The organism is Algibacter sp. Ld11 (assembly GCF_045066735.1).
Classification (GTDB): domain Bacteria; phylum Bacteroidota; class Bacteroidia; order Flavobacteriales; family Flavobacteriaceae; genus Algibacter.
This window is the reverse complement of sequence record NZ_JBISHH010000011.1, coordinates 219,236-241,945: the sequence shown is the minus strand read 5'-3', so window position 1 is coordinate 241,945 and position 22,710 is coordinate 219,236. Positions and strand designations below refer to the sequence as shown.

At 32.3% G+C, this 22,710-nt stretch carries 25 protein-coding genes and 1 tRNA gene; 20 read left to right on the top strand and 6 right to left on the bottom strand.

What is annotated here, in order from left to right:
* The first annotated feature begins 69 nt into the window (after positions 1-69).
* The 4 genes from ACJJV4_RS06510 (at position 70) to ACJJV4_RS06495 (ending at position 3,030) form a co-directional block, all read left to right on the top strand.
* Positions 70-237, top strand: coding sequence for a hypothetical protein (locus tag ACJJV4_RS06510; RefSeq protein ID WP_405292651.1), 168 nt, complete (start codon positions 70-72; stop codon positions 235-237).
* 45 nt (positions 238-282) lie between these two features.
* On the top strand, positions 283-450 hold the full coding sequence (locus tag ACJJV4_RS06505) for a hypothetical protein (RefSeq protein WP_405292651.1): 168 nt from the start codon (positions 283-285) through the stop codon (positions 448-450).
* A 66-nt stretch (positions 451-516) separates the two neighbouring features.
* On the top strand, positions 517-2,346 hold the full coding sequence (locus ACJJV4_RS06500) for an ATP-binding protein (protein WP_405292650.1): 1,830 nt from the start codon (positions 517-519) through the stop codon (positions 2,344-2,346).
* 9 nt (positions 2,347-2,355) lie between these two features.
* Positions 2,356-3,030, top strand: coding sequence for a response regulator (locus ACJJV4_RS06495; RefSeq protein WP_405292649.1), 675 nt, complete (start codon positions 2,356-2,358; stop codon positions 3,028-3,030).
* 267 nt (positions 3,031-3,297) lie between these two features.
* On the opposite strand, the gene ACJJV4_RS06490 is transcribed toward ACJJV4_RS06495, so the two are convergent.
* Complete coding sequence (locus tag ACJJV4_RS06490; RefSeq protein ID WP_405292648.1) at positions 3,298-3,801, bottom strand: DUF456 domain-containing protein; 504 nt, start codon at positions 3,799-3,801, stop codon at positions 3,298-3,300.
* A gap of 140 nt (positions 3,802-3,941) precedes the next feature.
* On the opposite strand from ACJJV4_RS06490, the gene ACJJV4_RS06485 reads away from it, so the two are divergent.
* From ACJJV4_RS06485 to ACJJV4_RS06475, 3 genes are all read left to right on the top strand, one after another.
* Positions 3,942-4,307, top strand: a complete 366-nt coding sequence (locus ACJJV4_RS06485) for a BlaI/MecI/CopY family transcriptional regulator (RefSeq protein ID WP_405292647.1) — start codon at positions 3,942-3,944, stop codon at positions 4,305-4,307.
* Positions 4,304-5,908: a M56 family metallopeptidase gene (locus ACJJV4_RS06480; protein ID WP_405292646.1), complete on the top strand. Its 1,605-nt coding sequence runs from the start codon at positions 4,304-4,306 to the stop codon at positions 5,906-5,908. Before ACJJV4_RS06485 ends, ACJJV4_RS06480 begins: the two co-directional genes overlap by 4 nt.
* A gap of 175 nt (positions 5,909-6,083) precedes the next feature.
* The gene (locus ACJJV4_RS06475; protein ID WP_405292645.1) at positions 6,084-6,560 is read left to right on the top strand and encodes a hypothetical protein; all 477 of its coding nucleotides are present in this window, start codon (positions 6,084-6,086) and stop codon (positions 6,558-6,560) included.
* 38 nt (positions 6,561-6,598) lie between these two features.
* Here the strand turns inward: ACJJV4_RS06475 and ACJJV4_RS06470 are convergent, their stop codons facing one another.
* Positions 6,599-7,723, bottom strand: coding sequence for a glycosyltransferase (locus tag ACJJV4_RS06470; protein WP_405292644.1), 1,125 nt, complete (start codon positions 7,721-7,723; stop codon positions 6,599-6,601).
* Positions 7,720-8,640: a hypothetical protein gene (locus ACJJV4_RS06465; RefSeq protein ID WP_405292643.1), complete on the bottom strand. Its 921-nt coding sequence runs from the start codon at positions 8,638-8,640 to the stop codon at positions 7,720-7,722. The genes ACJJV4_RS06470 and ACJJV4_RS06465 overlap by 4 nt, the downstream gene beginning before the upstream one ends.
* 142 nt (positions 8,641-8,782) lie before the next feature.
* Between ACJJV4_RS06465 and ACJJV4_RS06460 the strand changes: the two genes are divergently transcribed.
* The 9 genes from ACJJV4_RS06460 to ACJJV4_RS06420 all read left to right on the top strand — a co-directional run bounded on the left by ACJJV4_RS06460 (position 8,783) and on the right by ACJJV4_RS06420 (position 15,054).
* Positions 8,783-9,421 carry an outer membrane beta-barrel protein gene (locus ACJJV4_RS06460; protein ID WP_405292642.1) on the top strand — a complete coding sequence of 213 codons (639 nt, stop codon included), beginning with the start codon at positions 8,783-8,785 and terminating at the stop codon, positions 9,419-9,421.
* Positions 9,418-9,987, top strand: a complete 570-nt coding sequence (gene ruvC / locus ACJJV4_RS06455; protein WP_405292641.1) for a crossover junction endodeoxyribonuclease RuvC — start codon at positions 9,418-9,420, stop codon at positions 9,985-9,987. The genes ACJJV4_RS06460 and ruvC overlap by 4 nt, the downstream gene beginning before the upstream one ends.
* Positions 9,988-9,997: 10 nt before the next feature.
* Entirely contained in the window at positions 9,998-11,230 is a 1,233-nt protein-coding gene (gene hemW / locus ACJJV4_RS06450) for a radical SAM family heme chaperone HemW (protein WP_405292657.1), read from the top strand.
* 14 nt (positions 11,231-11,244) lie between these two features.
* The gene (locus ACJJV4_RS06445; protein WP_405292640.1) at positions 11,245-11,997 is read left to right on the top strand and encodes a cyclase family protein; all 753 of its coding nucleotides are present in this window, start codon (positions 11,245-11,247) and stop codon (positions 11,995-11,997) included.
* 46 nt (positions 11,998-12,043) lie between these two features.
* Complete coding sequence (locus ACJJV4_RS06440) at positions 12,044-12,652, top strand: DUF4230 domain-containing protein (protein ID WP_405292639.1); 609 nt, start codon at positions 12,044-12,046, stop codon at positions 12,650-12,652.
* Between the two features lie 71 nt (positions 12,653-12,723).
* Complete coding sequence (locus ACJJV4_RS06435) at positions 12,724-13,086, top strand: MmcQ/YjbR family DNA-binding protein (RefSeq protein WP_405292638.1); 363 nt, start codon at positions 12,724-12,726, stop codon at positions 13,084-13,086.
* Positions 13,087-13,236: 150 nt separating this feature from the next.
* Entirely contained in the window at positions 13,237-13,482 is a 246-nt protein-coding gene (locus ACJJV4_RS06430; protein WP_405292637.1) for a hypothetical protein, read from the top strand.
* 127 nt (positions 13,483-13,609) lie between these two features.
* Positions 13,610-14,188 carry a PhnA domain-containing protein gene (locus tag ACJJV4_RS06425; RefSeq protein WP_405292636.1) on the top strand — a complete coding sequence of 193 codons (579 nt, stop codon included), beginning with the start codon at positions 13,610-13,612 and terminating at the stop codon, positions 14,186-14,188.
* A gap of 221 nt (positions 14,189-14,409) precedes the next feature.
* Positions 14,410-15,054, top strand: coding sequence for a hypothetical protein (locus ACJJV4_RS06420; protein WP_405292635.1), 645 nt, complete (start codon positions 14,410-14,412; stop codon positions 15,052-15,054).
* Here the strand turns inward: ACJJV4_RS06420 and ACJJV4_RS06415 are convergent.
* Both ACJJV4_RS06415 and ACJJV4_RS06410 read right to left on the bottom strand, forming a co-directional pair.
* Positions 15,051-15,713 (bottom strand): polysaccharide deacetylase family protein, encoded by a 663-nt coding sequence (locus tag ACJJV4_RS06415; RefSeq protein WP_405292634.1) that lies wholly within the window; start codon positions 15,711-15,713, stop codon positions 15,051-15,053. The two genes, ACJJV4_RS06420 and ACJJV4_RS06415, sit on opposite strands and share 4 nt — an antisense overlap.
* 3 nt (positions 15,714-15,716) lie before the next feature.
* Positions 15,717-19,100 carry a DUF2723 domain-containing protein gene (locus ACJJV4_RS06410; RefSeq protein WP_405292633.1) on the bottom strand — a complete coding sequence of 1,128 codons (3,384 nt, stop codon included), beginning with the start codon at positions 19,098-19,100 and terminating at the stop codon, positions 15,717-15,719.
* 162 nt (positions 19,101-19,262) lie between these two features.
* On the opposite strand from ACJJV4_RS06410, the gene ACJJV4_RS06405 reads away from it, so the two are divergent.
* Positions 19,263-19,335, top strand: a tRNA-Gln gene (locus tag ACJJV4_RS06405).
* Between the two features lie 151 nt (positions 19,336-19,486).
* On the opposite strand, the gene ACJJV4_RS06400 is transcribed toward ACJJV4_RS06405, so the two are convergent.
* Complete coding sequence (locus tag ACJJV4_RS06400) at positions 19,487-19,843, bottom strand: hypothetical protein (protein WP_405292632.1); 357 nt, start codon at positions 19,841-19,843, stop codon at positions 19,487-19,489.
* Between the two features lie 147 nt (positions 19,844-19,990).
* Here ACJJV4_RS06400 and ACJJV4_RS06395 point away from each other — a divergent pair, with 147 nt between their 5' ends.
* The 3 genes from ACJJV4_RS06395 to ACJJV4_RS06385 all read left to right on the top strand — a co-directional run bounded on the left by ACJJV4_RS06395 (position 19,991) and on the right by ACJJV4_RS06385 (position 22,694).
* Positions 19,991-20,506, top strand: coding sequence for a CvpA family protein (locus ACJJV4_RS06395; protein ID WP_405292631.1), 516 nt, complete (start codon positions 19,991-19,993; stop codon positions 20,504-20,506).
* 273 nt (positions 20,507-20,779) lie between these two features.
* Positions 20,780-22,213 (top strand): stage 0 sporulation family protein, encoded by a 1,434-nt coding sequence (locus ACJJV4_RS06390; RefSeq protein WP_405292630.1) that lies wholly within the window; start codon positions 20,780-20,782, stop codon positions 22,211-22,213.
* Positions 22,200-22,694 (top strand): gliding motility lipoprotein GldH, encoded by a 495-nt coding sequence (locus tag ACJJV4_RS06385; protein ID WP_405292629.1) that lies wholly within the window; start codon positions 22,200-22,202, stop codon positions 22,692-22,694. The genes ACJJV4_RS06390 and ACJJV4_RS06385 overlap by 14 nt, the downstream gene beginning before the upstream one ends.
* Positions 22,695-22,710: the final 16 nt, after the last annotated feature.

Here is a 22,710-nt window from a genome sequence, read left to right as displayed (position 1 = left end):
ACAGGCGGCGACATCGACGAATAGATAACAAACAAATAGCGAAACAATTCACATTAAAAACACAGAATAATGAAAGCATTAAAAATCACATTCATATTAGCCTTATTAGTAACAGTATTTACATCATGCACAGAGCAAGACTTAAACGATGATAGCGTATTAGCAGGAAATCAAACCGAGAACACAGATACAGGCGGAGATATTGATGAATTCACAGGCGGCGACATCGACGAATAGATAACAAACAAATAGCGAAACAATTCACTTTAAACACACAAAATAATGAAAGCATTAAAAATCACATTCATATTAGCCTTATTAGTAACAGTATTTACATCATGCACAGAGCAAGATTTAAATGATGATAGCGTATTAGCAGGAAATCAAACCGAGAACACAGATACTGGCGGAGATATTGACGAATTCACAGGTGGTGACATCGACGAATAATAGGAAAAAATTTAATCAACTAAAAAAATAATAATACATTTGGAATAATCCCAAAATGTGGTACTGTTGAGACTTAGTATATTTGTAATAGTGTTTGTCTGTAATCTTTCTTTTTGTCAACAGGAAGATGCTTTTAGAGTAATAGATTCTCTAAAGAAAACTATTTTTAACTACAAAGAGCAAGATTCTTCTTTAATCGCAGATGCACATTATTTAATTGCAGATAGGTTTAGAAAGAGTACGCCTTATGCCGATAGTGCTTACTATTATTATCATAAGGCAGAAAAAATATATATTAATTTAGGAAGCGATTTTAAATTAGCACGTACTATTTACGGCATAGCTGTAATATTAAAAAATGAAAAAGATTTTATAGGTAGCGAGGTCGCCTGTTTTGAAGCTATTAGTTTGTTAGAGCCTCTTTACGAAACTCGTTCGGTTATAGAAACCAAGTCTTATATTTATAACAATTTAGGAATTGTTTTTAAAGAATTAGATGAGTTTGAACAATCAATAAAATATAATAAAAAAGCGCTTGAGCTAAAGAATAGACTAAATATTAAAAGTAGTATCGATGTCACTAAAAATAACCTTGCTAATACTTACAAAAAAAATAAGCAGTATAATCTAGCGCTTAATTTTTACAGTGAAATTTTATCAAATAAAAAATTAATTACAGAACGCCCGAGTATATTCTCTTTAGTACTCGATAATTACGCACATACACTATTTCTTTCCAATAATTTAAAAGAACTTCCAGGTTTATATCATAAAGCGCTTAAAGTTAGCGATAAGGTAAATAAAGATGACTATAATTCCATAATTATAAACCAGCATTTAGCGGAGTACTACTACGATAATCTCAGAAATACTGATTCAGCGAGATATTACGCGTATAAAGCAAAAAATATATCGGAAAAATATTATACCGATGATTTATTAAAATCTTTGCTTTTACTATCTAAAATAGAAGATGATCATATTGCCGTTCAGCATTTTAATGAGTACATTAAACTAAGCGACAGCTTACAAAAAAATGAACGCAGTATCCGTAATAAATTTGCAAGAATTCGTTTTGAAACAGGTCAAAAAGAAAAGGAAAATATACAGCTAACCAAAGAGCGTATGTGGTTGTTTATTATTTCGGTAGTCATCGTGATATCTTCCTTTCTATTATATCTCGTAATCACCCAACGAAATAATAATATTGAATTAAAATTTGTTCAAAAGCAACAAGAAACAAACGAAGAAATTTATAATCTCATGCTTTCTCAAAATGAAAGCATTGAAGAAGCGAGAGATTTAGAAAAAAAACGCATTTCTCAAGAACTACACGATGGTGTTTTAGGTCGGTTATTTGGTACGCGTTTAAGTTTAGACAGTTTGAATAGGAACCATAGCGATCAAGCCGTTAAATCAAGAGATTTATATATATCTGAATTAAAAACTATTGAAGACGAAATTAGAAAAGTATCTCACGAGTTAAATACAGATTTTGTCTCGGGATCTGGATTTATAGATATTATTAAAACACTCGTAGAAACCCAAACGTTGGCTTACGGTTTAAAGTATAATTTACAGCACGATGAATCCATAAGCTGGGACGATGTTAATAATAAAAAGAAAATACACGTTTATAGAATTATACAAGAAACATTACATAATATTTACAAACATGCCAATGCAGAATATGTAAATATTAGTTTAAAATTAAAAAATGACGTAATTTGCTTGTCAATTATAGACGATGGCTCAGGTTACGATGTGGAGAAAGCAAGGTCTGGTATTGGTTTAAAAAACATGAATTCAAGGATTAACGAAATTAACGGCATACTAAAAATAACTTCAATTAAAAATCAAGGAACAACTGTAATGATTGAAGTACCAATGATCTAACCAAAAAAAATGATTGAAAAATTAAAAATATTAATGATCGATGATCACCCTATGATTATTGAAGGGTATCAAAATACATTGCTTTTTACTAAAAAAGAGAATCAAGAATTAGAAATTGATATTGCAAATAATTGCGACGAAGCCATTAAATATATGGATCAGGCCGTATCTAGCAATTTACCTTACAATGTACTATTTGTGGATATTAGTATACCACCTTCTAATGATGGTGTTATGAGTTCTGGAGAAGATTTAGCGGAATACGCTAGAAAAGTTATACCTAATGCTAAAATTATTATTCTAACTATGTTCAATGAATCTTTTAGAATACATAATATTATAAAAACTATAGATCCTGAGGGCTTTCTAATAAAAAGTGATTTAACGTCAAGTGAATTAGCTAGTGCTTTTCAAGCTGTAATTAATAATCCACCTTTTTATAGTGGTACCGTTAACAACCATATTAGAAAATCAATTGTTAGTGACATTGTTATTGATGATAAGAACCGAAAAATACTCCATTTACTATCGCAAGGTGTGAAAACTAAAAACTTAGCGTCGCACTTAGATATTTCATTAAGTGCAGTAGAAAAGCGTAAACGTCAGTTACGAGACATTTTTGATGTGCAAGATGGTCAGGATGAGACGTTACTGAATGAAGCTAGGAAAAAAGGTTTTGTATAGTTTTTCTTACAATAATGTTAAATTTATAAGTTTTTTAGTAAAAAAAAATATTTTTTTTATTCCCGAAAGTAGCACTATACTTCATTTGTGTTATTTATCAGTAAGACTGTTACGGGTTTCCCGCAGTTTGAAAAGAAAAAATCTTTTTATCTTTGATACATCAACACTTCGAAAATTAATTAATCCCTCAATTTTTTTGTTGATAATAGCAATTTACATAAACCCTGTGGAGGTGAGAGACCCACAGGGTTTCTTCTGTTTAATAGTTTAGTAAGTAAAAATAGCACTTCCGTAATCTATAAGTATTCCAATAAAAAGACCTAAATAGATAACAGCAACAAGAAATTTTATAAACGTTGAGGTTAAAAAACCGATAAACGATCCAAATGCCGCTTTTGTTGCCGTTTTAGTATCATTTTTATTTATAAGTTCTCCAATTAAGGCTCCAAAAAAAGGACCAATAATAATTCCTCCTGGAATAGGAGCAAATAAGCCTACAATAAGGCCTACCGTTGTACCTATTACTCCATATTTAGTTCCGCCAAAACGTTTTGTGCCAATAGCGGGAATAATATAATCGAGCACCCAAATGGCAATCGCAATAAGCAATGTTATAATTAGAAAAGATTTATTCATGGGTACAGCATCCGTAAAATGTGCTATTAAAAGTCCAAACCAACTGGTTATTGGTCCGGGTAAAACAGGTAAAAAGCTCCCAATAATACCTAATAGTATAAAAAAAGTGGCAATAATAATTAAAATAATATCCATATAAAGTGTTATGTTTTATAATAATAAGACGAAATACCATGTTAAATGTTACATTTTTAAACTAAAAAATTAGTTTGAACTAAATATTTAGTTATATTTGTAGAACTAAGTTTTTAGTTGAATAAATAATTTCTATATAAATGAAACAACTTACTAAAGCAGAGGAAGATATTATGCAAATACTGTGGCAACTCGGAAAAGCCAATGTAAAAGCTATTATTGAAGAGTTTCCTGAGCCTAAACCCGCTTATAATACGGTGTCTACTATTGTTCGTATTTTAGAAAGTAAAGGTTTTGTTGATTATGAAAAAGAAGGGAAAGGTCATGTGTATTTTCCGTTAATGCAACAACAAGATTATAGTAACCAATCTATAAATAAGTTAGTGGATAATTACTTTCATGGATCATTTAAAAGTATGGTGTCCTTCTTTATGAAGAAAAATGATATCAGTTTAAATGAGCTAGAATCGGTGCTAAGCGAGATTAATAAAAAGGAGAAATCATGATACATTACATTATTCAAACTATAGCTTTTCAGGTGTTCTTTTTACTGATTTACGATGTATTCTTAAAGAAAGAAACTTTTTTTAATTGGAACAGGTTCTATTTAATAATTACGGCATTAATGTCTTTTGTACTTCCTTTAGTAAAAATAGCTAGTTTTAAAAATGTGGTGCCCGAAAACTATATCATTCGGTTACCTGCTGTTATGTTGGGGCAAATGCCAGCAAATATAAAAGAAGAAGGTCTCAGTCAAATAAATTTAGTTTCCGGATTTTCTTTTTTAGAGGTCATATTTTTTTTAGGCGTTGGGGTAGTTGTTTTATTACTTATCTACAAGTTGAGCAAATTGTTAATGCTAATTAGGTTAAGCCCTAAGGAGCGTAAAAAGCATTTTATTATAGTCAGACTTTTAAAAAGTAGTGCCTCATTCTCATTTTTCAAATACATTTTTTTAGGTGAAAGCCTTAGCCAGGAAGAAAAAGAAATTATTTTAAAACATGAATTTGTGCATGTAAAACATTGGCATAGTTTAGATTTAGTGTGTTTTGAGCTATTGCGCGTTCTGTTTTGGTTCAATCCGTTAATTTATATTTATCAAAATAGAATAGCAGAGCTACACGAGTTTATAGCCGATGCCGAAGCAATTAAAATAGAAGGTAAGTTAAACTATTATCAAAACTTATTAGCTCAGGTTTTCGACACGAAAAAAATATCATTCATCAATCCATTTTTTAATCAATCATTAATCAAAAAACGAATCGTTATGTTACAAAAATCAAAATCAAAACAAGTTCATTTATTTAAATACGCGTTACTAATTCCTATGGTTTTGGGTATGCTGGTTTACACCTCATGCGCAGATAATAGTGAGGAAAAAGAAGTTCCAAATTTAATTAATTCAGAAATTAGCGAAGATACAGAGTTAATTAAAACGGTTAAAGAAGTCAAATATTTAATACAGCGGCAAGGTAATATTAGTAATCTAGAAGAAAAGGGACTCGATCTTTTATTGAAGACGGTGAAAGGTTCTACGCTGAGCGGTGCACTTGTTGAAGAAATTCAAGAATTCATAGCAAAGAAAGACGAAACAGAGTTAACTGAAGAAATAGCAAATGTTTTGTATCAAATTCAAGCTCAAGGAGAAGTAAGCGAAGCGGAATCTAAAGCCTTAAAAGGTTTATTGATTTTAACGAGTGAAGACGGCCTAAATGATCCGTTTTTCGCTGATGTTTTAAATGATGTCGAAATCCCTTTCGGAATTATAGATCAGGTTCCTGTGTTTCCTGGTTGCGAAGAATTAGGAGATAATGCAGACAAAAAAGCGTGTATGTCCAAGGGAGTTCAAACCTTAGTTGCTAATAACTTTAACACAAAAATAGCTGATAGTTTAGGGCTTACTGGAAGGCAACGTATTAATGTTATTTTCAAGATAAATAATGAAGGAGAAGTTGTAGATGTTAGATCTAGAGCACCACATCCAGATTTATCTGCAGAGGCTATTCGAGTTATTAAATTATTACCAAAAATGATTCCTGGAGAACAAGGAGGGAAAAAAGTAAATGTACCGTATTCGTTGCCTATAGTTTTTCAAATACAGGAATAGTAGTTTAATTTATATTTAAGAAATGATATTTTTAAACCGAAGTGAAAGCTTCGGTTTTTATTTTGCTTTGTTTTTTGAAAAATAAAGTGCTCAATTATGCTTTTAAGTGCCTTATTTTGAACAAAAAGAGTTTAAAAAGTAAAAAAATCGTACTTTTCGGCTTTAGTTTTAATCTATGAAGCAAATTTGTGTTTTTCTATCTGTTTTAATGCTCTGCTCTTGTGAGTATTTTAATGTGAAAAAAACATCATCTGAAGCCATTTTAAAAGAAGAGCTACAAACCTTCAATTGGAATGATGTTGATGCCTATCCTAGTTTTTCGGCGTGCGATTCCGTGGAAACCAAAACGGATAGAAAGTCTTGTTTTGAGCATGTTTTAACCTTACATATTTGGGAGTATTTAAAACAAGAAAGAATTGTGGTTACTAAGGATGTTAGTGATACTATTATTTTAAGTTTTCGTGTTTCGGAATTGGGTGATTTAAAACTGATTAACACCAAAATAGATTCAATAACTCGACATGAAATTCCAGAGATAGAAGCATTACTTTACAAGAGTTTAGAGCAATTACCACCTGTTTTTCCTGCTACTAAAAGAGGGCAGCAAGTTAAAACTGAATTTCAGTTGCCTATTATTATCGATATCCAGTAAGGGTTTACCAATCAATATCAAATTTGAAAATGGGTGTTTTATTTTTTAAAGCTTCGGCCTTTCCATTTGTAGGTTTTAAAAATGGATAAGAAAGCAACATACACGCTAAAAAACGGATAGATAAAAAAAGAAGGTATATAGCTTTCAAAAACTTTTCTTTGATTAAAAAAGGCAGCTGTTTTACTTATCAGATAAAAATCGATATTGAATTTAATAACTAGAATATAAAACAGTGTTTTCAAAGGGAAGCATCCTATCATTAAAAGTAATATTGCAGATAGTGTTAAAACATTCATTAGTAGAACAATAAGCCCAGTAAGTTTGCCGAAATTATTTTTGTAAGCACTAGTTTTAGAGGCCCATCTTAATCGCTGCTCTATTAAACTATGCCAAGTAGTTTGCGCATTTGTTTTTACTATAGCGTGCTCACATTTTAGATAATGAAGATCACTAGAGTAGTTTTTAGCAACTTTTTCTAACATAAAAACATCGTCACCACTTGCAATATCTGTATTGCCTTCAAAACCGTTAATTGTTTTAAAGAGCGCTTTTGTATAAGCGAAATTAGCACCGTTACATAAAAATGGTTTATTAATACCAAAACTACCTATGGTGGTACCTTGTAAACTTAAAATATCTAAAGTTTGAAACCCGTTTAAAAAACTTGGTTCAATATGGTAAGTTACAGGAGCAGCAATGCATTTTGTTTTTGTAGATTGAATAAATTCATCAAAACTATCAAGCCAATATTTTGGCAAAGAACAATCAGCGTCAGTGGTAATAATCCATTCATGCTGAGCTATAATTATAGCCGCAGTAATGGCGTCTTTTTTAGGGGAATGTGTTAATCGGTTATTAGGGATTATTTTGGTATTTTGTGCTTTCTCATTAAAAAAAGATGTAATAATTTCGATAGAGGTATCTGTAGATTCGTCGTCAATAAAAATAATTTCAAAAAGATCTTTTGGGTAGTTTAGGTTTTCTATCGAGTTTAAAAGGACAGGCAAGTTTTCAGCTTCATTCCTAAAAGGGATTAAAATTGAAAATTTTGTAGTGTTTGGTAGGTTTTTTAATTTAAAAAGTGGAGTTTTATTAAAACCATACGCAAACCGCCATATTAAAATAAGATAAATTAAACTAATAGAAATACTTAAAAAAATCATGAGTTTAATTGGGGTTTCGGCATTTTAAATTGGAACACAAAATAGCTTCCAATAGCACTTGGTATTACAGAATTGAGAATCCACATCATGGTTATTGTACTTAGAATTACCAATTCATTTACGCCTAAAAATTCAAACAAATATACGGCTACGCTACCTTTTATCACAACATCTAATATAAAAATTGTAGGAATAATAGACATTAGTAGGTGCATAGAGGTAATGGCCATCATGCTATTGAAGTATCCAATTTCGATTTTAAATATTTGTAATAGAAAGTAAAATTGAAATGAAAAAAGAGCATACCGAATAACAGATAAGGTGAAACCAATATATAATTCCTTTTTTTGAAATTGAGTAGTGAAGGCTTTTAGTTTTTGTAGAAATAATACATTAAAACCTATATCATATTGTGCTAATCCGTAAACAATAAGGCTAACAATAAGTGTGCCTAGTAGAATGGTAGTTGCGAGTCGAAAATAATGTGTTTCTAAATGGTATCTGCTAATAAAAGTAAACAAGCCAATAACTCCAAAAATAGTGGTAATACTCATTTGCTGTAAGTTACCTAGCAGGTTTGTAAGCATAACGCGTTTGCGTAATTCTGGAAGGTAAAACATAGCTTTAGCTCCATATTCTCCAATACGATTTGGTGTTATTATCGAGGCGGTTAATGATGCTAAAGTTTGTTTTAAGGCTTGGTTTAGAGTTGTTTTTTTTATAGTTGAAATTAAAATTTTCCATTTTACTATTTCGAAAAACCAGTTGAAACCACTTAAAAGAAGTAAAACAAATATGTTTGCAATAGATAGAATAGTGTTTGCAGACAAAAATGAAGTAAAACTGGAAAAACTAAGTTCACTGTTGTAGGCTAATTTCTCATATATAAAATAAAATGCAACAACAACTATGCTCAATTTAATGAGTACAAAAAAGAATTGTTTAGTTTTGTGTGGTCGCATTCAATTAAAATAGTCTTCCATTGAGGTTTGGCAAATCGCGTTTGTTTTTAAATACCTTTTTGGAAGAATAAATTGCAAATTAAATTAATATTATTACATGGCTCTTTTTTTTAAAATTAATAAACATAAACTATTTATTTTAGTTTGTGTTTCATTTTCATATTTAAGCTTTGCACAAAGTGATACAAGCACCTTTAAGGCACAATTTGCTTTGGGGGTAAATAGCCCGTCTAACAGTGGTTTTGTAGATGGTTTTGAGGCGAACGGCGTTAATTTTCCAACTATTAATCTAGGGTTGCAATATATGTTTAAGCCTTTAATTGGTGCTAAGTTAGATTTAGGATACAACCGGTTTTCAAGTGCAGAAAACTCCGTAGAGTTTAAAACCAACTATACACGCGTAAATGCACAGTTGGTTTATAATGCGTCCAACCTTTTGGGTTTATATAATAATATAGGTGTATTTGCACATGCAGGTCCAGGTATTTCCATGATAAAACCTTTGGGTAATTACGGCGACAATAAAACTACGTATTTAAACGCTATGGCAGGTCTGGAATTTCATTATGGAGTTTCAGATAAGTTGTCGTTATATTTAGACACCTCTTATATTCTAGGTTTTGGTAAGGAATTTAATCCTATTAACGATGGTTTTGGCTCGTTTAATGGAAATTTATTAACCATAACCGTTGGGGCGTCTATTTCGCTAAGTGGTTGTAAATATTGTGGGCAATGAAGAAAGAAAGAATAATTTTAGGCATTGATCCAGGTACAACCATTATGGGTTTCGGACTTATAAAAGTGGTTGGTAAAAATATGCAGTTCTTGCAAATGAACGAGTTGGATTTAAAAAAATATAGCGATCACTATTTAAAATTAAAACTCATTTTTGAGCGCACTATAGAACTTATTGATACCCATAACCCAGACGAAATAGCTATTGAGGCACCTTTTTTTGGTAAAAATGTACAAAGTATGCTTAAACTTGGTCGGGCCCAAGGTGTTGCAATGGCTGCAGGTTTAAGTCGCGAAATACCTATTACAGAATATTTGCCTAAAAAAATTAAAATGGCTATTACTGGTAACGGTAACGCCAGTAAGGAGCAAGTTGCTAAAATGCTGCAAAGTCTGTTAGGCTTAAAAACATTACCCAAAAATCTCGATTCTACCGATGGCTTAGCGGCAGCTGTTTGCCATTTTTATAATTCTGGGCGGGTAGAAATTGGCAAAAGTTACACCGGTTGGGATGCTTTTGTAAAGCAGAATGCAACGCGCGTAACCAAAGGAACTCAAAAAAAATAGAGTGTTACATATAAATAAAACTCAAAAAAGTGAATGTTCCGAGATATTGGAACAGGCAGCAGGCGCTATATATATCCATATTCCGTTTTGTAAACAAGCTTGTTTTTACTGCGATTTTCATTTTTCAACTTCATTAAAAAAGAAGGATGAATTAATTCAATGCTTAGTAAAAGAATTGGAATTAAGAAAAAATAAATTTGAAAATATTACGGTTGAAACTATTTATTTTGGAGGTGGTACACCAAGTTTATTATCTACGGAAGAGATTCAACTTTTAATAGATACGGTTTATAAGAATTACAAAGTTGTAACCAATCCAGAAATTACATTAGAGGCCAATCCAGACGATTTATCAGCTGAAATAATTCTAAAACTTTCAAAAAGCCCAATAAACCGACTAAGTATTGGTATTCAATCTTTTTTTGAAGAAGATTTAAAAAGTATGAATAGGGCTCACAATAAAGATGAAGCTTTTCGCTGTTTGGAAGAAGCAACCAAGTATTTCGATAATATAACCATCGATTTAATTTACGGTATTCCAAATATGAGTTTACAGAAATGGAACGAAAATCTAGAAATCGCCCTAAATTTTGGAATTAATCATATTTCTAGCTATGCCTTAACTGTAGAGCCAAAAACGGCCTTAGATACTTTTGTTAAAAATGGGAGTTATCCTCCAATAGACGAGGCTTTAGCGTTAGAGCATTTTAATCATTTAGTAGAGAAAACGGAAGCGAATGGTTTTGTGCATTATGAAATTTCAAACTTCGGGAAACCTAATTATTTCTCTAAACATAACACGAGTTATTGGCAGGGTAAACCGTATTTAGGTATTGGGCCTTCTGCACATTCTTTTTATGGAAATGAGCGCAGTTGGCATGTTGCAAACAATTCTAAATATATTCAGGCTATTCAAATCAGCGAATTGCCTAATACTATAGAAATTCTTACTAAAGAAGATCAATTTAATGAATACGTGATGACGGGTTTGAGAACCATTTGGGGGGTTTCATTTAAAAGAATTGAGGCTGAATTTGGAGACGTTTTTCTTCAGCATATAAAAAAATATTCAGATAAATTTATAAAAGAAGATTTATTGATTATTTCTAATAAAAATGAGCAAATAGCTCAGGGTAAATTCGATACCGATTTAAAAAGTAACGCGAGTAGCCAAATTTTGAAAACAACCCAAAAAGGTAAGTTTCTTGTTGACGGAATTGCTTCCGAATTATTCATGATTTAACTATATTTGATGATATGCAAACAACAATTCAATATAATTCAAGAAAACTTCAAATAGATTTAAAAAAGCCTATAGATATTTCTATTGCAATTCAGGCTTCTAGCAGCAGTGTTAATGCCTGGTATATCGATGGCCCAAAAATTGAGCCTGCTAAAGATGGCGAATGGATTGCCAGCGTTAAAGAAGGTGCGGCTATTAACTTTAATAATATTACTTTTAATCCGCATGCTCATGGTACACACACGGAATGTGTTGGTCATATTACCGAAGAAGTTCATTCTATAAATCAAAATTTAAAGCAGTTTTTCTTCTTAGCTGAGGTTATTACTGTGGCGCCAGAGCGTTTAAATGATGATTTTGTTATTTCTAAAAAACAGCTGCAATATGCCTTAGGTAATAAAAAGCGTGATGCTGTAATAATACGCACATTACCTAACACTAAAGGGAAATTGTCACGTCAATATTCTAATACAAACCCTACGTATATACTAGAAGAAGCAGCTCTTTATTTACGTGAAAAGGGTGTAAACCATTTGTTGGTAGATTTACCAAGTATAGATAAAGAACAAGATGAAGGTGAGCTTTTGGCTCATAATGCCTTTTGGAATACTGGCGGAAAATTACGAATGGATGCTACAATCACAGAGTTTATTTATGTAGATAATAGTGTGGAAGATGGTGAGTATTTTTTAAATCTGCAAATTGCATCTTTTGAGAATGATGCTAGCCCAAGCAAGCCTATTTTGTATAAGGTAGAGCCAGTTTAATAATTTTTGGAACAAAACTTGATTTCAAAAAAGTAAAAACGAAGTAATGGAAGCATTTTTAGGAATAATAATCGGCATATTGTCAACAATGGGTGTGGTAACTTATACCAAATCACTTAAAAAGAAAAGCTTGGTAAATGCGCAGTCGGTTTTATTGCTAGACAAAATAAAAAAGGTGTGTAAGTTTATTACAGTAGAAGGTGATTTTGCCGAAATTTACCACTATGAAGATGTTAAGGAGCGTTTTTTAAAACTTGTAAGCAGTCGAAAAAAAGCTTTGGTAATTATCAATGCCAAAGCGCATGTGGGTTATGATTTAGCTAAAATTGATCTAAAAGCCGATACGGAAAATAAAAAGATTGTTTTAGAACATTTTCCGCAACCTGAAATTTTATCGATAGAAACAAATTTAAATTATTACGATAAATCTGATGGTATCTTTAACAAATTTGAAGCCTCAGATCTTACAGGTTTACATAAAGAAGCTAAACTTCATATACAAGCCAAGGTACCCGAAAGTGGGCTTATTGAAATTGCACAGAAAGAAGCTCTAGAAACTATTTTGCTAATGGAAACTATAGTTGAGACTATTGGATGGCAACTTGATTATTCGGCTTTAAAAATTGAAGAACCAAATAAAAAGTTAATAAAATAATTTCTGTGTCTTCAAATTTATTTTAAATGAAGTTATAGTTTTTTTTAAATTTCAACGTAAAATAAAGACCAATGAACATTGAACAACTCCGTAATTATTGCCTAAGTAAAAAAGGGACAACTGAAGACTTTCCGTTTGATGAAGATACTTTGGTGTTTAAAGTACTTGGGAAAATGTTTGTTTTGGCAGGCTTAGCAAAATGGGAGCGTGGCGAAGCATCCATAAACCTAAAAGCAGATCCAGAATACTCCCAAGAATTACGTGCAGAACACGGAAGTATTCGCCCGGGCTTTCATATGAGTAAAAAGCATTGGAACACTATTTATATTCACGAAGGAGAATTATCTCCTGAACTTATCTATAAACTTATCGATCATTCATACGATATGGTTTTAAAAGGCATGAGTAAAAAAATGCAAAATTCTTTAAAATAATTATTTCGCAAGCACTTGTTTTTCAGTCACTTTGTTGTATGTTTAGGTGCTTCTCTCTCTCCAACAAAATTTTAGCATAATCTATCTAGGCTATACAGCCTTAAAGTCGTAATTAATTAACCATTATATTAACTTTAAAATTAACAGATTATGAAAAAAACGAATCAATTATTCGCTACAATTGTTGTGTTATTATTGTTTTTTGCAACAACTCTCCGAGCACAAGAAAAAAAAGAAGTAAAGTATATTACGGTGACAGAAAGTCACTGGAATATGGACAAGGAGGCTTTTCCGGAGAATGATGAGAATAAGGCTAAAGTAAAAACATGGAATTCTTATTTTACTGGTGTCCATGGTGATTATGTGTATACTATTATCCATGATCTAGCAAAATAAATAACGATAATTGAGTTTAAGGGAGGGCGCACCTTGCGTCCTTTTTTATTTAATAAAAATATTACAGAAACCTAAATTTGTTCAATCTTCTATTTTACTGTACTATTGCAAAATTAAATTTATACTTATGAGCGTTTTACAAACATTACAAGAGCGAAGCAATTCTAGTTGCGAATTATGTACTTCAAAAGAAGACTTAAATCAATATACAATCCCGCCGTCGTTGAACGAAAATGTAGGGAATGATGTTTTAGTTTGTAAAACTTGTTTAGATCAGATTAATGGCGATGTAGATATGGATGCTAACCACTGGCGTTGTTTGAACGATAGTATGTGGAGTGAGCATGTTGCTGTGCAAATTATGGCTTGGCGTATGTTACAAAGGTTAAGAAATGAAGGTTGGCCAAAAGATTTGTTGGATATGATGTATCTTGATGATGATGCTATGGCTTTAGCAAGAGCTACTGGAGAGCATGAAGATGCAGCAAGTAAAATTATTCATCGTGATGTAAATGGTGTTATTTTAGAAGCAGGAGATAATGTAGTGTTAATAAAAGATTTAAAAGTAAAAGGGTCTAGCATGGTTGCCAAACAAGGCACCCCTGTTAGAAATATTAGACTGGATCATGAAAATGCTGAGTTTATAGAAGGTAAAGTTGGGCCAACGCAAATTGTAATTATTACAAAGTATGTGAAGAAAACATAGTTTTTATTCAGCTTAAAAATATTTAAACGGTTAAAGTTTTATTGATAATTTCAATAAAACTTTAACCGTTTTTTTTGTTTCTGGAATTCTAATGAAATAAAATTTTATGTTTTTAATGAAAATTGACAGTTGAGTCTCAAAAAAATACAATTGGGAAATAAAAAATTCTGTAAATTGAAGAATAATCTCAAATTTGAAGTAATAAAACTAATTAACTACAGATGGAAGAAGCGATTAAAATTTTGATATACATTCATGCCTTTTTTGGTGGCCTTGGATTAATTACAGGAATTGGAAGTGTTATTGTGAAAAAGGGAAGTCCTGCGCATAAAAAAATGGGGAAATTATTTTCTATTGGTATGTTGGTGAGTTCTTTAATTTCGCTGCCAATTTCGTGTATGCCCAATCATGAAAATGTGTTTTTATTTTTAATTGGTTTGTTTACCATATATCTGGTTTTAGCTGGAAATCGTACCTTAACTTTTAAAACTAAAAAGCAAGCTGACATGACAGATAAATTGATTTCGGGCTTTATGGTGTGTTTCTCGGTATTAATGATTTTAAATGGTACTTATGGTCTTGTAAATGGTTCTTCTATTAATGTTTTGTTTTTATTCTTTGGTGGTTTCGGGCTGTTTATGAGTATTCAAGATTTTCGATTCTATAAAGCGTCTAAAAAATTTAAAAATACTTGGTTACGATTACATATCGGAAAAATGATAGGTGCTTTAATTGCATCTATTACAGCTTTTATTGTTGCTGGTTTGGGTATTGGAAATATAGTAGCTTGGACGTTGCCAACTATTATCGGTACACTATATATTATATATTGGAAAAGAAAACTGAAACTAGGCGTTAAATCTTAAAAGGTTAACGATTTAAATTGATAACCTTGCTCGCTAAAATGTTTTAAAACCTTTGGGAGTGCGTATTGCATGTTTTTTGAAGCTTTTACACTATCATGAAAAACAACGATACTTCCGCTTTTAGTTTTTGAAATAACGTTTTTTAAGCACTTAATTTCGCTTATATCCCTCTGCCAGTCGAAGGATAAAATATCCCACATTATTATTTTGTAACCAAGCTTAATAATCTGTTTTCCTTGTTTTGGTGTTATTTTGCCATAAGGTGGCCGAAATAATTTAACAGTACCAGATGTTGTATTATGTTGTTGAGGTTTTTCTTTTTGAATTTGTTTTTCAGCGCCATCAACTTCAGTTAAATAATTGGCTGTATTAGTTTTCCAGCCTTTAACATGGTTTTGGGTATGGTTACCAATAGCATGTCCGTTTTCTAGAATGTTACGGAAAATCTCAGGATGCTTTTCAATATTATTTCCAATACAGAAAAACGTAGCTTTAGCATTATGTTTCTTTAATGTTTCTAAGGTCCAATTTGTTATTTCGGGTGTTGGACCATCATCAAAAGTAAGGTAGATTGTTTTTTCATTTGTTGAGATGTCCCAAATGTAATTTGGGAACATCTTCTTTACAACAAATGGTGTTTTTATAGGTGTTAAGGTCATGCCTTATTCTATAGGTTCAATGGTGTCTGTACTTACGCCTGCAGGAATATCTTGGTTTTCTTCCGGAGCGTATTCATCTTGATCACTGTCACCATAAAAATATTTAAACATTTTTAGGTGATCGTTAAAAATATCGCCTTCAGTTTCAGCAAAAGGGATGTCGTATTTTATTAAAACATCAACTAAGCCTTTGTAGCGTTGTATGTCGGTATAAATATCTTCAAACAAACGCTCTTGTTTATCCGTTTTTAACTTACTGTAATATACTAAGTTTTCTTGATATTTTTGAGCGACTTCTTTAAATAAACGTTGCGCTTTTTCTTTGTTTCCTACTTCGTAGTAAGCACTAATATAAGGCTCTAAAAGTGTATAATATCCAAAATATTCAACAGGCATGTTGTCCATGGCTATATCTGCTATTTCCTCAGCTTTATCTATTTTATCCTCATTAATTAATTGCTCGGTTAATCTTGCTAAGTTTCCCCGATATGTAATTGAGTTTTTACGAGTTTCAACATCGTGATAAATGTCTGGACTTCCGCTATTTCCCCAATCCCATTTTTTTACTTTTTCATACATTAAATCGCTATCTACACGTCCCATATCAAACGGGTTCGATCTATCAACCTCAGTTTTAATAGGTACTAGTTTGTAGCACATACCATCAAGTTGAAGGTAATCTTTCATCCAAATATAATCGTCGTCACCAAAGCTTCCGCCTGTAAAATAGATTGGGCGATTCCATTCATTGTTAGCTACAATGTCTAACATAAGTAAACGGTTTTTGTATAGTGCACCGCCTTTAATTGTAAGGTCAATATAAGGCACGATTTTATCTGCATCTTCCGGTTTAACAATACCCGAGTTTAATGCATTTTGTTTATTTACCGGCAGGCGTAATGTTTCGGTTGGTAAATAACTAGCTTTTAAATCTTGTCTTCTTACTTGAGAAATATCGACACCTTGCTGCTCTAAAACATATTTGTATTTAGTTTTAGGATTATCACTTGCAATGAAGTCTAAAAATTTCTTCACTTCGATGGTATCTTTAGTTACAGGCTCTATTACGATATAATCGTTAGTGCCATATTTGTATAAATCGTGCGTTAATTGAGACGGTACAGGGTCGCTTTCGTAAGCCTTCCGTTTCATTTGGTCTATATACCAATCGGTTTGAAATAAACTTGTGTTTACTACACGTACATCGGTTCTGTAGCCCTCAATTTCTTGAGCGTACCAAAGTGCGAATGTATCGTTGTCCCCAATGGTAAATAGAATACCATTTTCTGCACAAGAATCTAAATACATTTTAGCCATAGCATTGGCGGTGTATTTCCCAGAGCGGTCATGATCGTCCCAGTTGCTAGCAGCCATAATTCCAGGAACCAGAATTAAACAGGCTATAGTAACTATTGGTGCGGTAAGTTGTTTTGGTAAATATGTTTTAAAGAAATCGTACAATGCGTAAACGCCAAAACCAATCCATAGAGCAAATACGTAATAAGATCCTACTACGGAGTAGTCGCGCTCACGTGGTTCAAACGGGCGTACGTTGGTATAAACTTGGATAGCAATTCCTGTAAACAGGAAGAATACAAGCATCACCCAAAATAATTTTTTATCTTTATTGTAAAGGAAGAATAAACCGATAATACCTAGAATAAGCGGAAGCATATAATAGGCATTTCTCGCTTTATTATTTTTAACATCGCTAGGTAGGTTATCTTGCGAGTAACCTAAGTGCCATTCGTCAATAAATTTAATTCCTGTTATCCAGTTACCATGATTATCGTAACGACCTTGAATATCATCTTGTCTTCCAGAAAAATTCCACATAAAATAGCGCCAGTACATGTAACCTAATTGGTATTCAAACATGTAAATTACATTACTAATTAGTGAAGGTTTTTCAACTTCAATTAAGCTTTTTTCTTTTTTCAAGAAGTTATTATAATCTTCGTAATCCACATTGCCTTGCGCTACCTGATTTTTAAAATCATTAAGTTGGGCTTTGTATTTTGTAATTTGGTTTAATGCGTATGTTTTAGCTTGTTCTTCGCTTGCTCCTGCATTAATGGCACTTCTGTAATAAGAATTCTGTGCGTCAGGTTTTACTTTAAAATCTAAAAAACCAGAAAACATCATATAGTTTTCTGCATGCTCGGCACTCCACATTCTTGGTAAAATAGAAGCGTGTTTAGAGTTGTAGTTTTGTTTTGCTTTTTTCCAATCGTTTACAACAACGTATTCGCCTTTTTCTTTGTCTTTTTCATACTTAGGTTTATCATCTACATACGGGTTGTTTTCATCTAAATAAGCGTATTGATCGGTAAATTGAGGGCCGTAAAACAAATGCGTTTCGGGGTATTGCTCTAAGTTATAGTAAGCCAATAATTCTCTTGCGCTCGATGGGTTGTTTTCATTAATTACCACATTGGCATTAGCACGAATTGGCAACATTAGCCAGGTCGAAAAACCAATGATAACAAAGGTTAAACAAAGAATGGCAGTGTTTAAATGTACAAAGTGCTTTTTTCGAGTGTATTTTAAACCGTAAAAAATAAGGCCAACAAGTAGTAAGCCAGCAATAATAGATCCTGAATTAAAAGGTAAGCCAATAGTGTTCACAAAAAAGATTTCGAAAGCACTAAATATTTTTAAGATGTTCGGAGCTAAAAGTTTAAAAACAAATAATAAAATTCCAACCGAAGCAATATTTGCAATAATGAAGTTTTTTATAGTAACGGTTTTGTAATTCTTAAAAAAGTAAATTAGGCCTATGGCGGGAATTGTTAATAAGCCCATAAAGTGAACTCCAAAAGAAAGCCCAATAACAAATGCAATTAAAATAAGCCATCGATTCCCTCTCGGGTTATCCATATCTTGTTCCCAGCGTAAACCTAGCCAGAATAAAGCCGACATAATTAATGTCGCCATTGCATAAACTTCGGTTTCTACAGCATTAAACCAAAACGAATCGGTGAAAGTAAAGGCTAAACTACCAACTAAACCACTGCCTAAAATGGCGTAAGCTTGGTTTTTGTTTATCTCACCATCTGTTGTAATCAGTTTTTTTAATAGAATGGTTATAGTCCAAAACATAAAGAGAATAGTGAATGCACTAGAAACAGCACTCATCATATTCATCATCCAACCAATTAAAGCATTATTTCCAAATGTGAAAATGGAGAAAAAAGCACCTAACATTTGAAATAACGGCGCTCCCGGTGGGTGGCCAACTTGTAGTTTCGAAGAGGTTAAAATATACTCTCCTGCATCCCAAAAACTCACCGTTGGCTCAACAGTTAAGCTATAAGTAATAAGTGCTATTAAAAAAGAGAACCATCCTAAAACAGTATTCCATTTTTTAAAGTTAAAATTTGCCATAAAAATCTATACATTAATTGCTTTGGCGAATTTAATAATAAATAGTTAATACCTTAACTTTTTAAGGAAACGTTAAGTGTTCAAAAAAAATAATTGAAAAAAAAATTGAAAAAGTTTGCACAAAGGAAAAAAAGTTCTAAATTTGCCGTCTCGAATAAAGAATGGCCCATGGTGTAACTGGCAACACGTCTGTTTTTGGTGCAGAAGAGTCTAGGTTCGAGCCCTAGTGGGCCAACTCTGAAACCAACCCTAATTACGAAAGTAATTGGGGTTTTTTTTGTGCTATACTTTTTGAGTTTTGAAAATAAAAAAAGGCTCTAAATAGAATTTATAGAGCCTTAAAAATATTATTAACCATAATTTATTATTCAAATTTGAATAATAAATTAAGATATATATTCTGTTTCTAGAAAGTAATTTACAATAGCCTCTTTCATTAAAACACTTTGTTCTCCCGCTTTTAAATGCGGCAGAGCTTCTAGAGTTGTGTAATGCGGCCAGCCATCTTTATCTACAAAATCGAGTTGGTAATATCCATAAGGCATTAATAGTTTGCAAATAGCAATATGCATTAAGTCTAATTTTTGGTCTTTTTTAAAAGCGCGCTCCAATTGCCCGAGTTCTTGTACGCCTATTAAATAAATAATAGCGTCAAGATCTAAGGTGTCCCCATCTGCAAATTGATCAGATAGTTTTTTAACAACCAAGTTCCAGCGTTCCTTTAATTCTTCGTCTCTTGCCATTTTTAGTTTTTAAATTGAAATTTTTAGCAAAGTTAACGAACCTTTTGCTATTCTAAGATAACATAGTTAGCCATTTGCCGTTATTGTTTATATTGGCAGTATTAGTGTGTAAATTCTTTTATTTTATATTTGCATTAAATTGTTACTATGGGTGTTATTGATATTGTTTTAGGGGCATTAATTCTATTTGGTCTAGTTCGTGGTTTTATGAAAGGACTTTTTGTTGAGGTTGCTTCTTTAGTTGCTTTGGTTGCCGGTGTTTATGGTGCCATACATTTTAGTGATTTTGCGGCCGAGTTTTTGCAAACTAAAACCGAATGGGACGAGAAGACTGTAAGTATAACGGCGTTTGCTGTTACTTTTGTAGTTATTATTTTGGCAATTTCTTTAGCAGGAAAAGCATTAACTAAATTGGCCGATTTTGCTGCGCTTGGCATTATTAATAAATTGGCAGGTGGTGTTTTTGGAGCATTAAAAATTGCTGTTATTTTAAGTGTAGTTTTAATAGTTTTTGATAGAATGAATAGCACTATTACTTTTATAGATGAAGAAAATATGGAGGAATCGATGCTTTATGCACCAGTAAAATCTTTAGTGCCTATTATTTTTCCTAATATTCTAACACCAAAAGAAGATGATGGAAATGAGGAAACTGAAGTTTAGTTTCATAAAATTGAAGAACAAATTATATTATAAATAATTGAAATTAACCAAGATAATTGCCATTCACGACTAAAGCAAAAATCTTTGTTTCTAGTCTTTAGAATAATCTTATCTTTACATCTTGAAGTTATGTTTAATTAATAAACTTCATCAACCGTGTTATACTCTTGCTTTCACAATTTAAATAGCTGTAAAGTAAAGATTCAAAATAAATAGTTATAAACCTTCTTCTGGTAAAACTTTGGTTTTATTCAGAATCAATATATAAAATATATGGCTTGCGCAAGTTGCTCAACAAAAGACGGCTCTCCTAGTGGCTGCAAAAATAATGGCACCTGTGGTACAGATAGTTGCAATAAATTAACTGTATTTGATTGGTTAGCAAATATGTCTCTTCCAAGCGGCGAAAAACCATTCGATTGGGTGGAAGTACGTTTTAAAAACGGTAGAAAGGATTACTATAAAAACTCCGAAAATTTAACACTAAGTATTGGTGATATTGTAGCGACACAAGCACAATCTGGTCATGATATTGGTATGGTTACCCTTTCGGGGGAATTGGTACGCGTACAAATGAAACGCAAAAATATTTCGGTAAATCCACCTGAAATTTCAAAAATATACAGAAAAGCAAGTCAAAAAGATATTGATATTTGGCAAGCCGCCCGTGATAAAGAAGAGCCGATGAAGGTTCGTGCACGCCAGTTTGCAATAGATTTAAAGCTTCAAATGAAAATTTCGGATATCGAATTTCAGGGCGATGCTAGTAAAGCTACTTTTTATTATACAGCTGAAGAGCGTGTAGATTTTCGTGAATTAATTAAAGTTTTTGCTCGTGAATTTAGAACACGAATAGAAATGAAACAAGTTGGTTTCCGTCAAGAAGCCTCGCGACTTGGTGGTATTGGTTCTTGTGGTCGCGAACTGTGCTGCTCTACTTGGTTAACAGATTTTAGGTCTGTAAGTACTTCGGCAGCGCGTTATCAACAATTATCACTTAATCCTCAAAAATTAGCAGGACAATGTGGGAAGTTAAAATGCTGTTTAAATTACGAACTCGATACGTATTTGGATGCTTTAAAAAGTTTTCCAAAAACAGACATTAAGCTTAAAACAGCAAAGGGCATAGCGGTTTGTCAAAAAACAGATATTTTCAAAGGGCATATGTGGTATGCTTATGAAGGCGAGTGGATGAATTGGCATAAAATAACCACTGAGCAGGCGAATGAAATTATAGCTGCGAATAAAAAGAACGAACCTATTGCGAGCCTAGAAGAATACGCATCCGATGTTATAGAAGATGTTAAAACGGAGTTTGAAAATGTAGTTGGTCAAGATAGTTTAACACGTTTCGATAGTCCAAAACATAATAACAAACGTAAAAACAATAGAAGGAAGCCGAACCAAAAGGGAAATCAGAATTCTAATCAGAAACCAAATCCAAATCAAAAGGCTGGAGGACCAAATCAGAAAAGGAGAAATCCTAATCAGAAAAATAAGAATCCTAACCGAAAAGTTGAAGGTGCGGTTGCAGCAAAGCCAGCACAAAAAAGAGCTCCAAAGAAAAGAACTCCGGATGGTGCGAAAAATGCGAATACAGCTGCAAAACCAAATAGTAATCCAAGCAAGAATAACAGAAACAGGCATAATAAAAGAAAACCAAAACCAAAACCAAAACCGCAAAACAACAATAATGCTACCGAATAAAAGGGTCTTGTTTTTTTTAGTAATCGCATTGGTGTTTGCATCATGCGACTCTAATCGTATTTTCGATGAGTATCAATCGGTGCCAAATACTTGGAATAGGGAAAACGTTATTCGTTTTAATGTAAATCTAACCGATTCTATTCAACCGTATAATTTATTTGTAAATCTTAGAAATACAAATGCTTATAAATTCAATAATATATTTTTAATTGTTGAAATGGTAAACCCGAATGGAAAAATTCAAAAAGATACGCTTGAGTATAAAATGGCCGAACCTAGCGGGAAATTATTAGGTACAGGCTATACCGATATAAAAGAAAATAAACTTTGGTATAAAGAAGGTTTTGTATTTAATGAAACTGGCGAATATAAGGTTAATATACACCAAGCGATGCGGGAACGCGGTAAAGTAAATGGTGTTATCAATCTAGACGGTATAACCGATGTTGGCTTTAGAATAGAAAATCCAAAAATAAAGTAATACCTAAATTTTAAAA

Excerpts from the sequence above, each read along its gene's own strand:
- ACJJV4_RS06480 (WP_405292646.1), top strand. The coding sequence starts at position 4,304 with ATGATACATTACATTATTCAAACTATAGCTTTTCAGGTGTTCTTTTTA.
- ACJJV4_RS06460 (WP_405292642.1), top strand. The coding sequence starts at position 8,783 with ATGGCTCTTTTTTTTAAAATTAATAAACATAAACTATTTATTTTAGTT.
- ACJJV4_RS06395 (WP_405292631.1), top strand. The coding sequence starts at position 19,991 with ATGGGTGTTATTGATATTGTTTTAGGGGCATTAATTCTATTTGGTCTA.
- ACJJV4_RS06435 (WP_405292638.1), top strand. The coding sequence starts at position 12,724 with ATGAACATTGAACAACTCCGTAATTATTGCCTAAGTAAAAAAGGGACA.
- ACJJV4_RS06400 (WP_405292632.1), bottom strand. The coding sequence starts at position 19,843 with ATGGCAAGAGACGAAGAATTAAAGGAACGCTGGAACTTGGTTGTTAAA.
- ruvC (WP_405292641.1), top strand. The coding sequence starts at position 9,418 with ATGAAGAAAGAAAGAATAATTTTAGGCATTGATCCAGGTACAACCATT.
- ACJJV4_RS06415 (WP_405292634.1), bottom strand. The coding sequence starts at position 15,713 with ATGACCTTAACACCTATAAAAACACCATTTGTTGTAAAGAAGATGTTC.
- ACJJV4_RS06420 (WP_405292635.1), top strand. The coding sequence starts at position 14,410 with ATGGAAGAAGCGATTAAAATTTTGATATACATTCATGCCTTTTTTGGT.
- ACJJV4_RS06410 (WP_405292633.1), bottom strand. The coding sequence starts at position 19,100 with ATGGCAAATTTTAACTTTAAAAAATGGAATACTGTTTTAGGATGGTTC.
- ACJJV4_RS06475 (WP_405292645.1), top strand. The coding sequence starts at position 6,084 with ATGAAGCAAATTTGTGTTTTTCTATCTGTTTTAATGCTCTGCTCTTGT.
- ACJJV4_RS06495 (WP_405292649.1), top strand. The coding sequence starts at position 2,356 with ATGATTGAAAAATTAAAAATATTAATGATCGATGATCACCCTATGATT.
- ACJJV4_RS06385 (WP_405292629.1), top strand. The coding sequence starts at position 22,200 with ATGCTACCGAATAAAAGGGTCTTGTTTTTTTTAGTAATCGCATTGGTG.
- ACJJV4_RS06505 (WP_405292651.1), top strand. The coding sequence starts at position 283 with ATGAAAGCATTAAAAATCACATTCATATTAGCCTTATTAGTAACAGTA.
- ACJJV4_RS06470 (WP_405292644.1), bottom strand. The coding sequence starts at position 7,723 with ATGATTTTTTTAAGTATTTCTATTAGTTTAATTTATCTTATTTTAATA.
- ACJJV4_RS06445 (WP_405292640.1), top strand. The coding sequence starts at position 11,245 with ATGCAAACAACAATTCAATATAATTCAAGAAAACTTCAAATAGATTTA.
- ACJJV4_RS06440 (WP_405292639.1), top strand. The coding sequence starts at position 12,044 with ATGGAAGCATTTTTAGGAATAATAATCGGCATATTGTCAACAATGGGT.
- ACJJV4_RS06425 (WP_405292636.1), top strand. The coding sequence starts at position 13,610 with ATGAGCGTTTTACAAACATTACAAGAGCGAAGCAATTCTAGTTGCGAA.
- ACJJV4_RS06390 (WP_405292630.1), top strand. The coding sequence starts at position 20,780 with ATGGCTTGCGCAAGTTGCTCAACAAAAGACGGCTCTCCTAGTGGCTGC.
- ACJJV4_RS06490 (WP_405292648.1), bottom strand. The coding sequence starts at position 3,801 with ATGGATATTATTTTAATTATTATTGCCACTTTTTTTATACTATTAGGT.
- ACJJV4_RS06510 (WP_405292651.1), top strand. The coding sequence starts at position 70 with ATGAAAGCATTAAAAATCACATTCATATTAGCCTTATTAGTAACAGTA.
- ACJJV4_RS06485 (WP_405292647.1), top strand. The coding sequence starts at position 3,942 with ATGAAACAACTTACTAAAGCAGAGGAAGATATTATGCAAATACTGTGG.
- ACJJV4_RS06430 (WP_405292637.1), top strand. The coding sequence starts at position 13,237 with ATGAAAAAAACGAATCAATTATTCGCTACAATTGTTGTGTTATTATTG.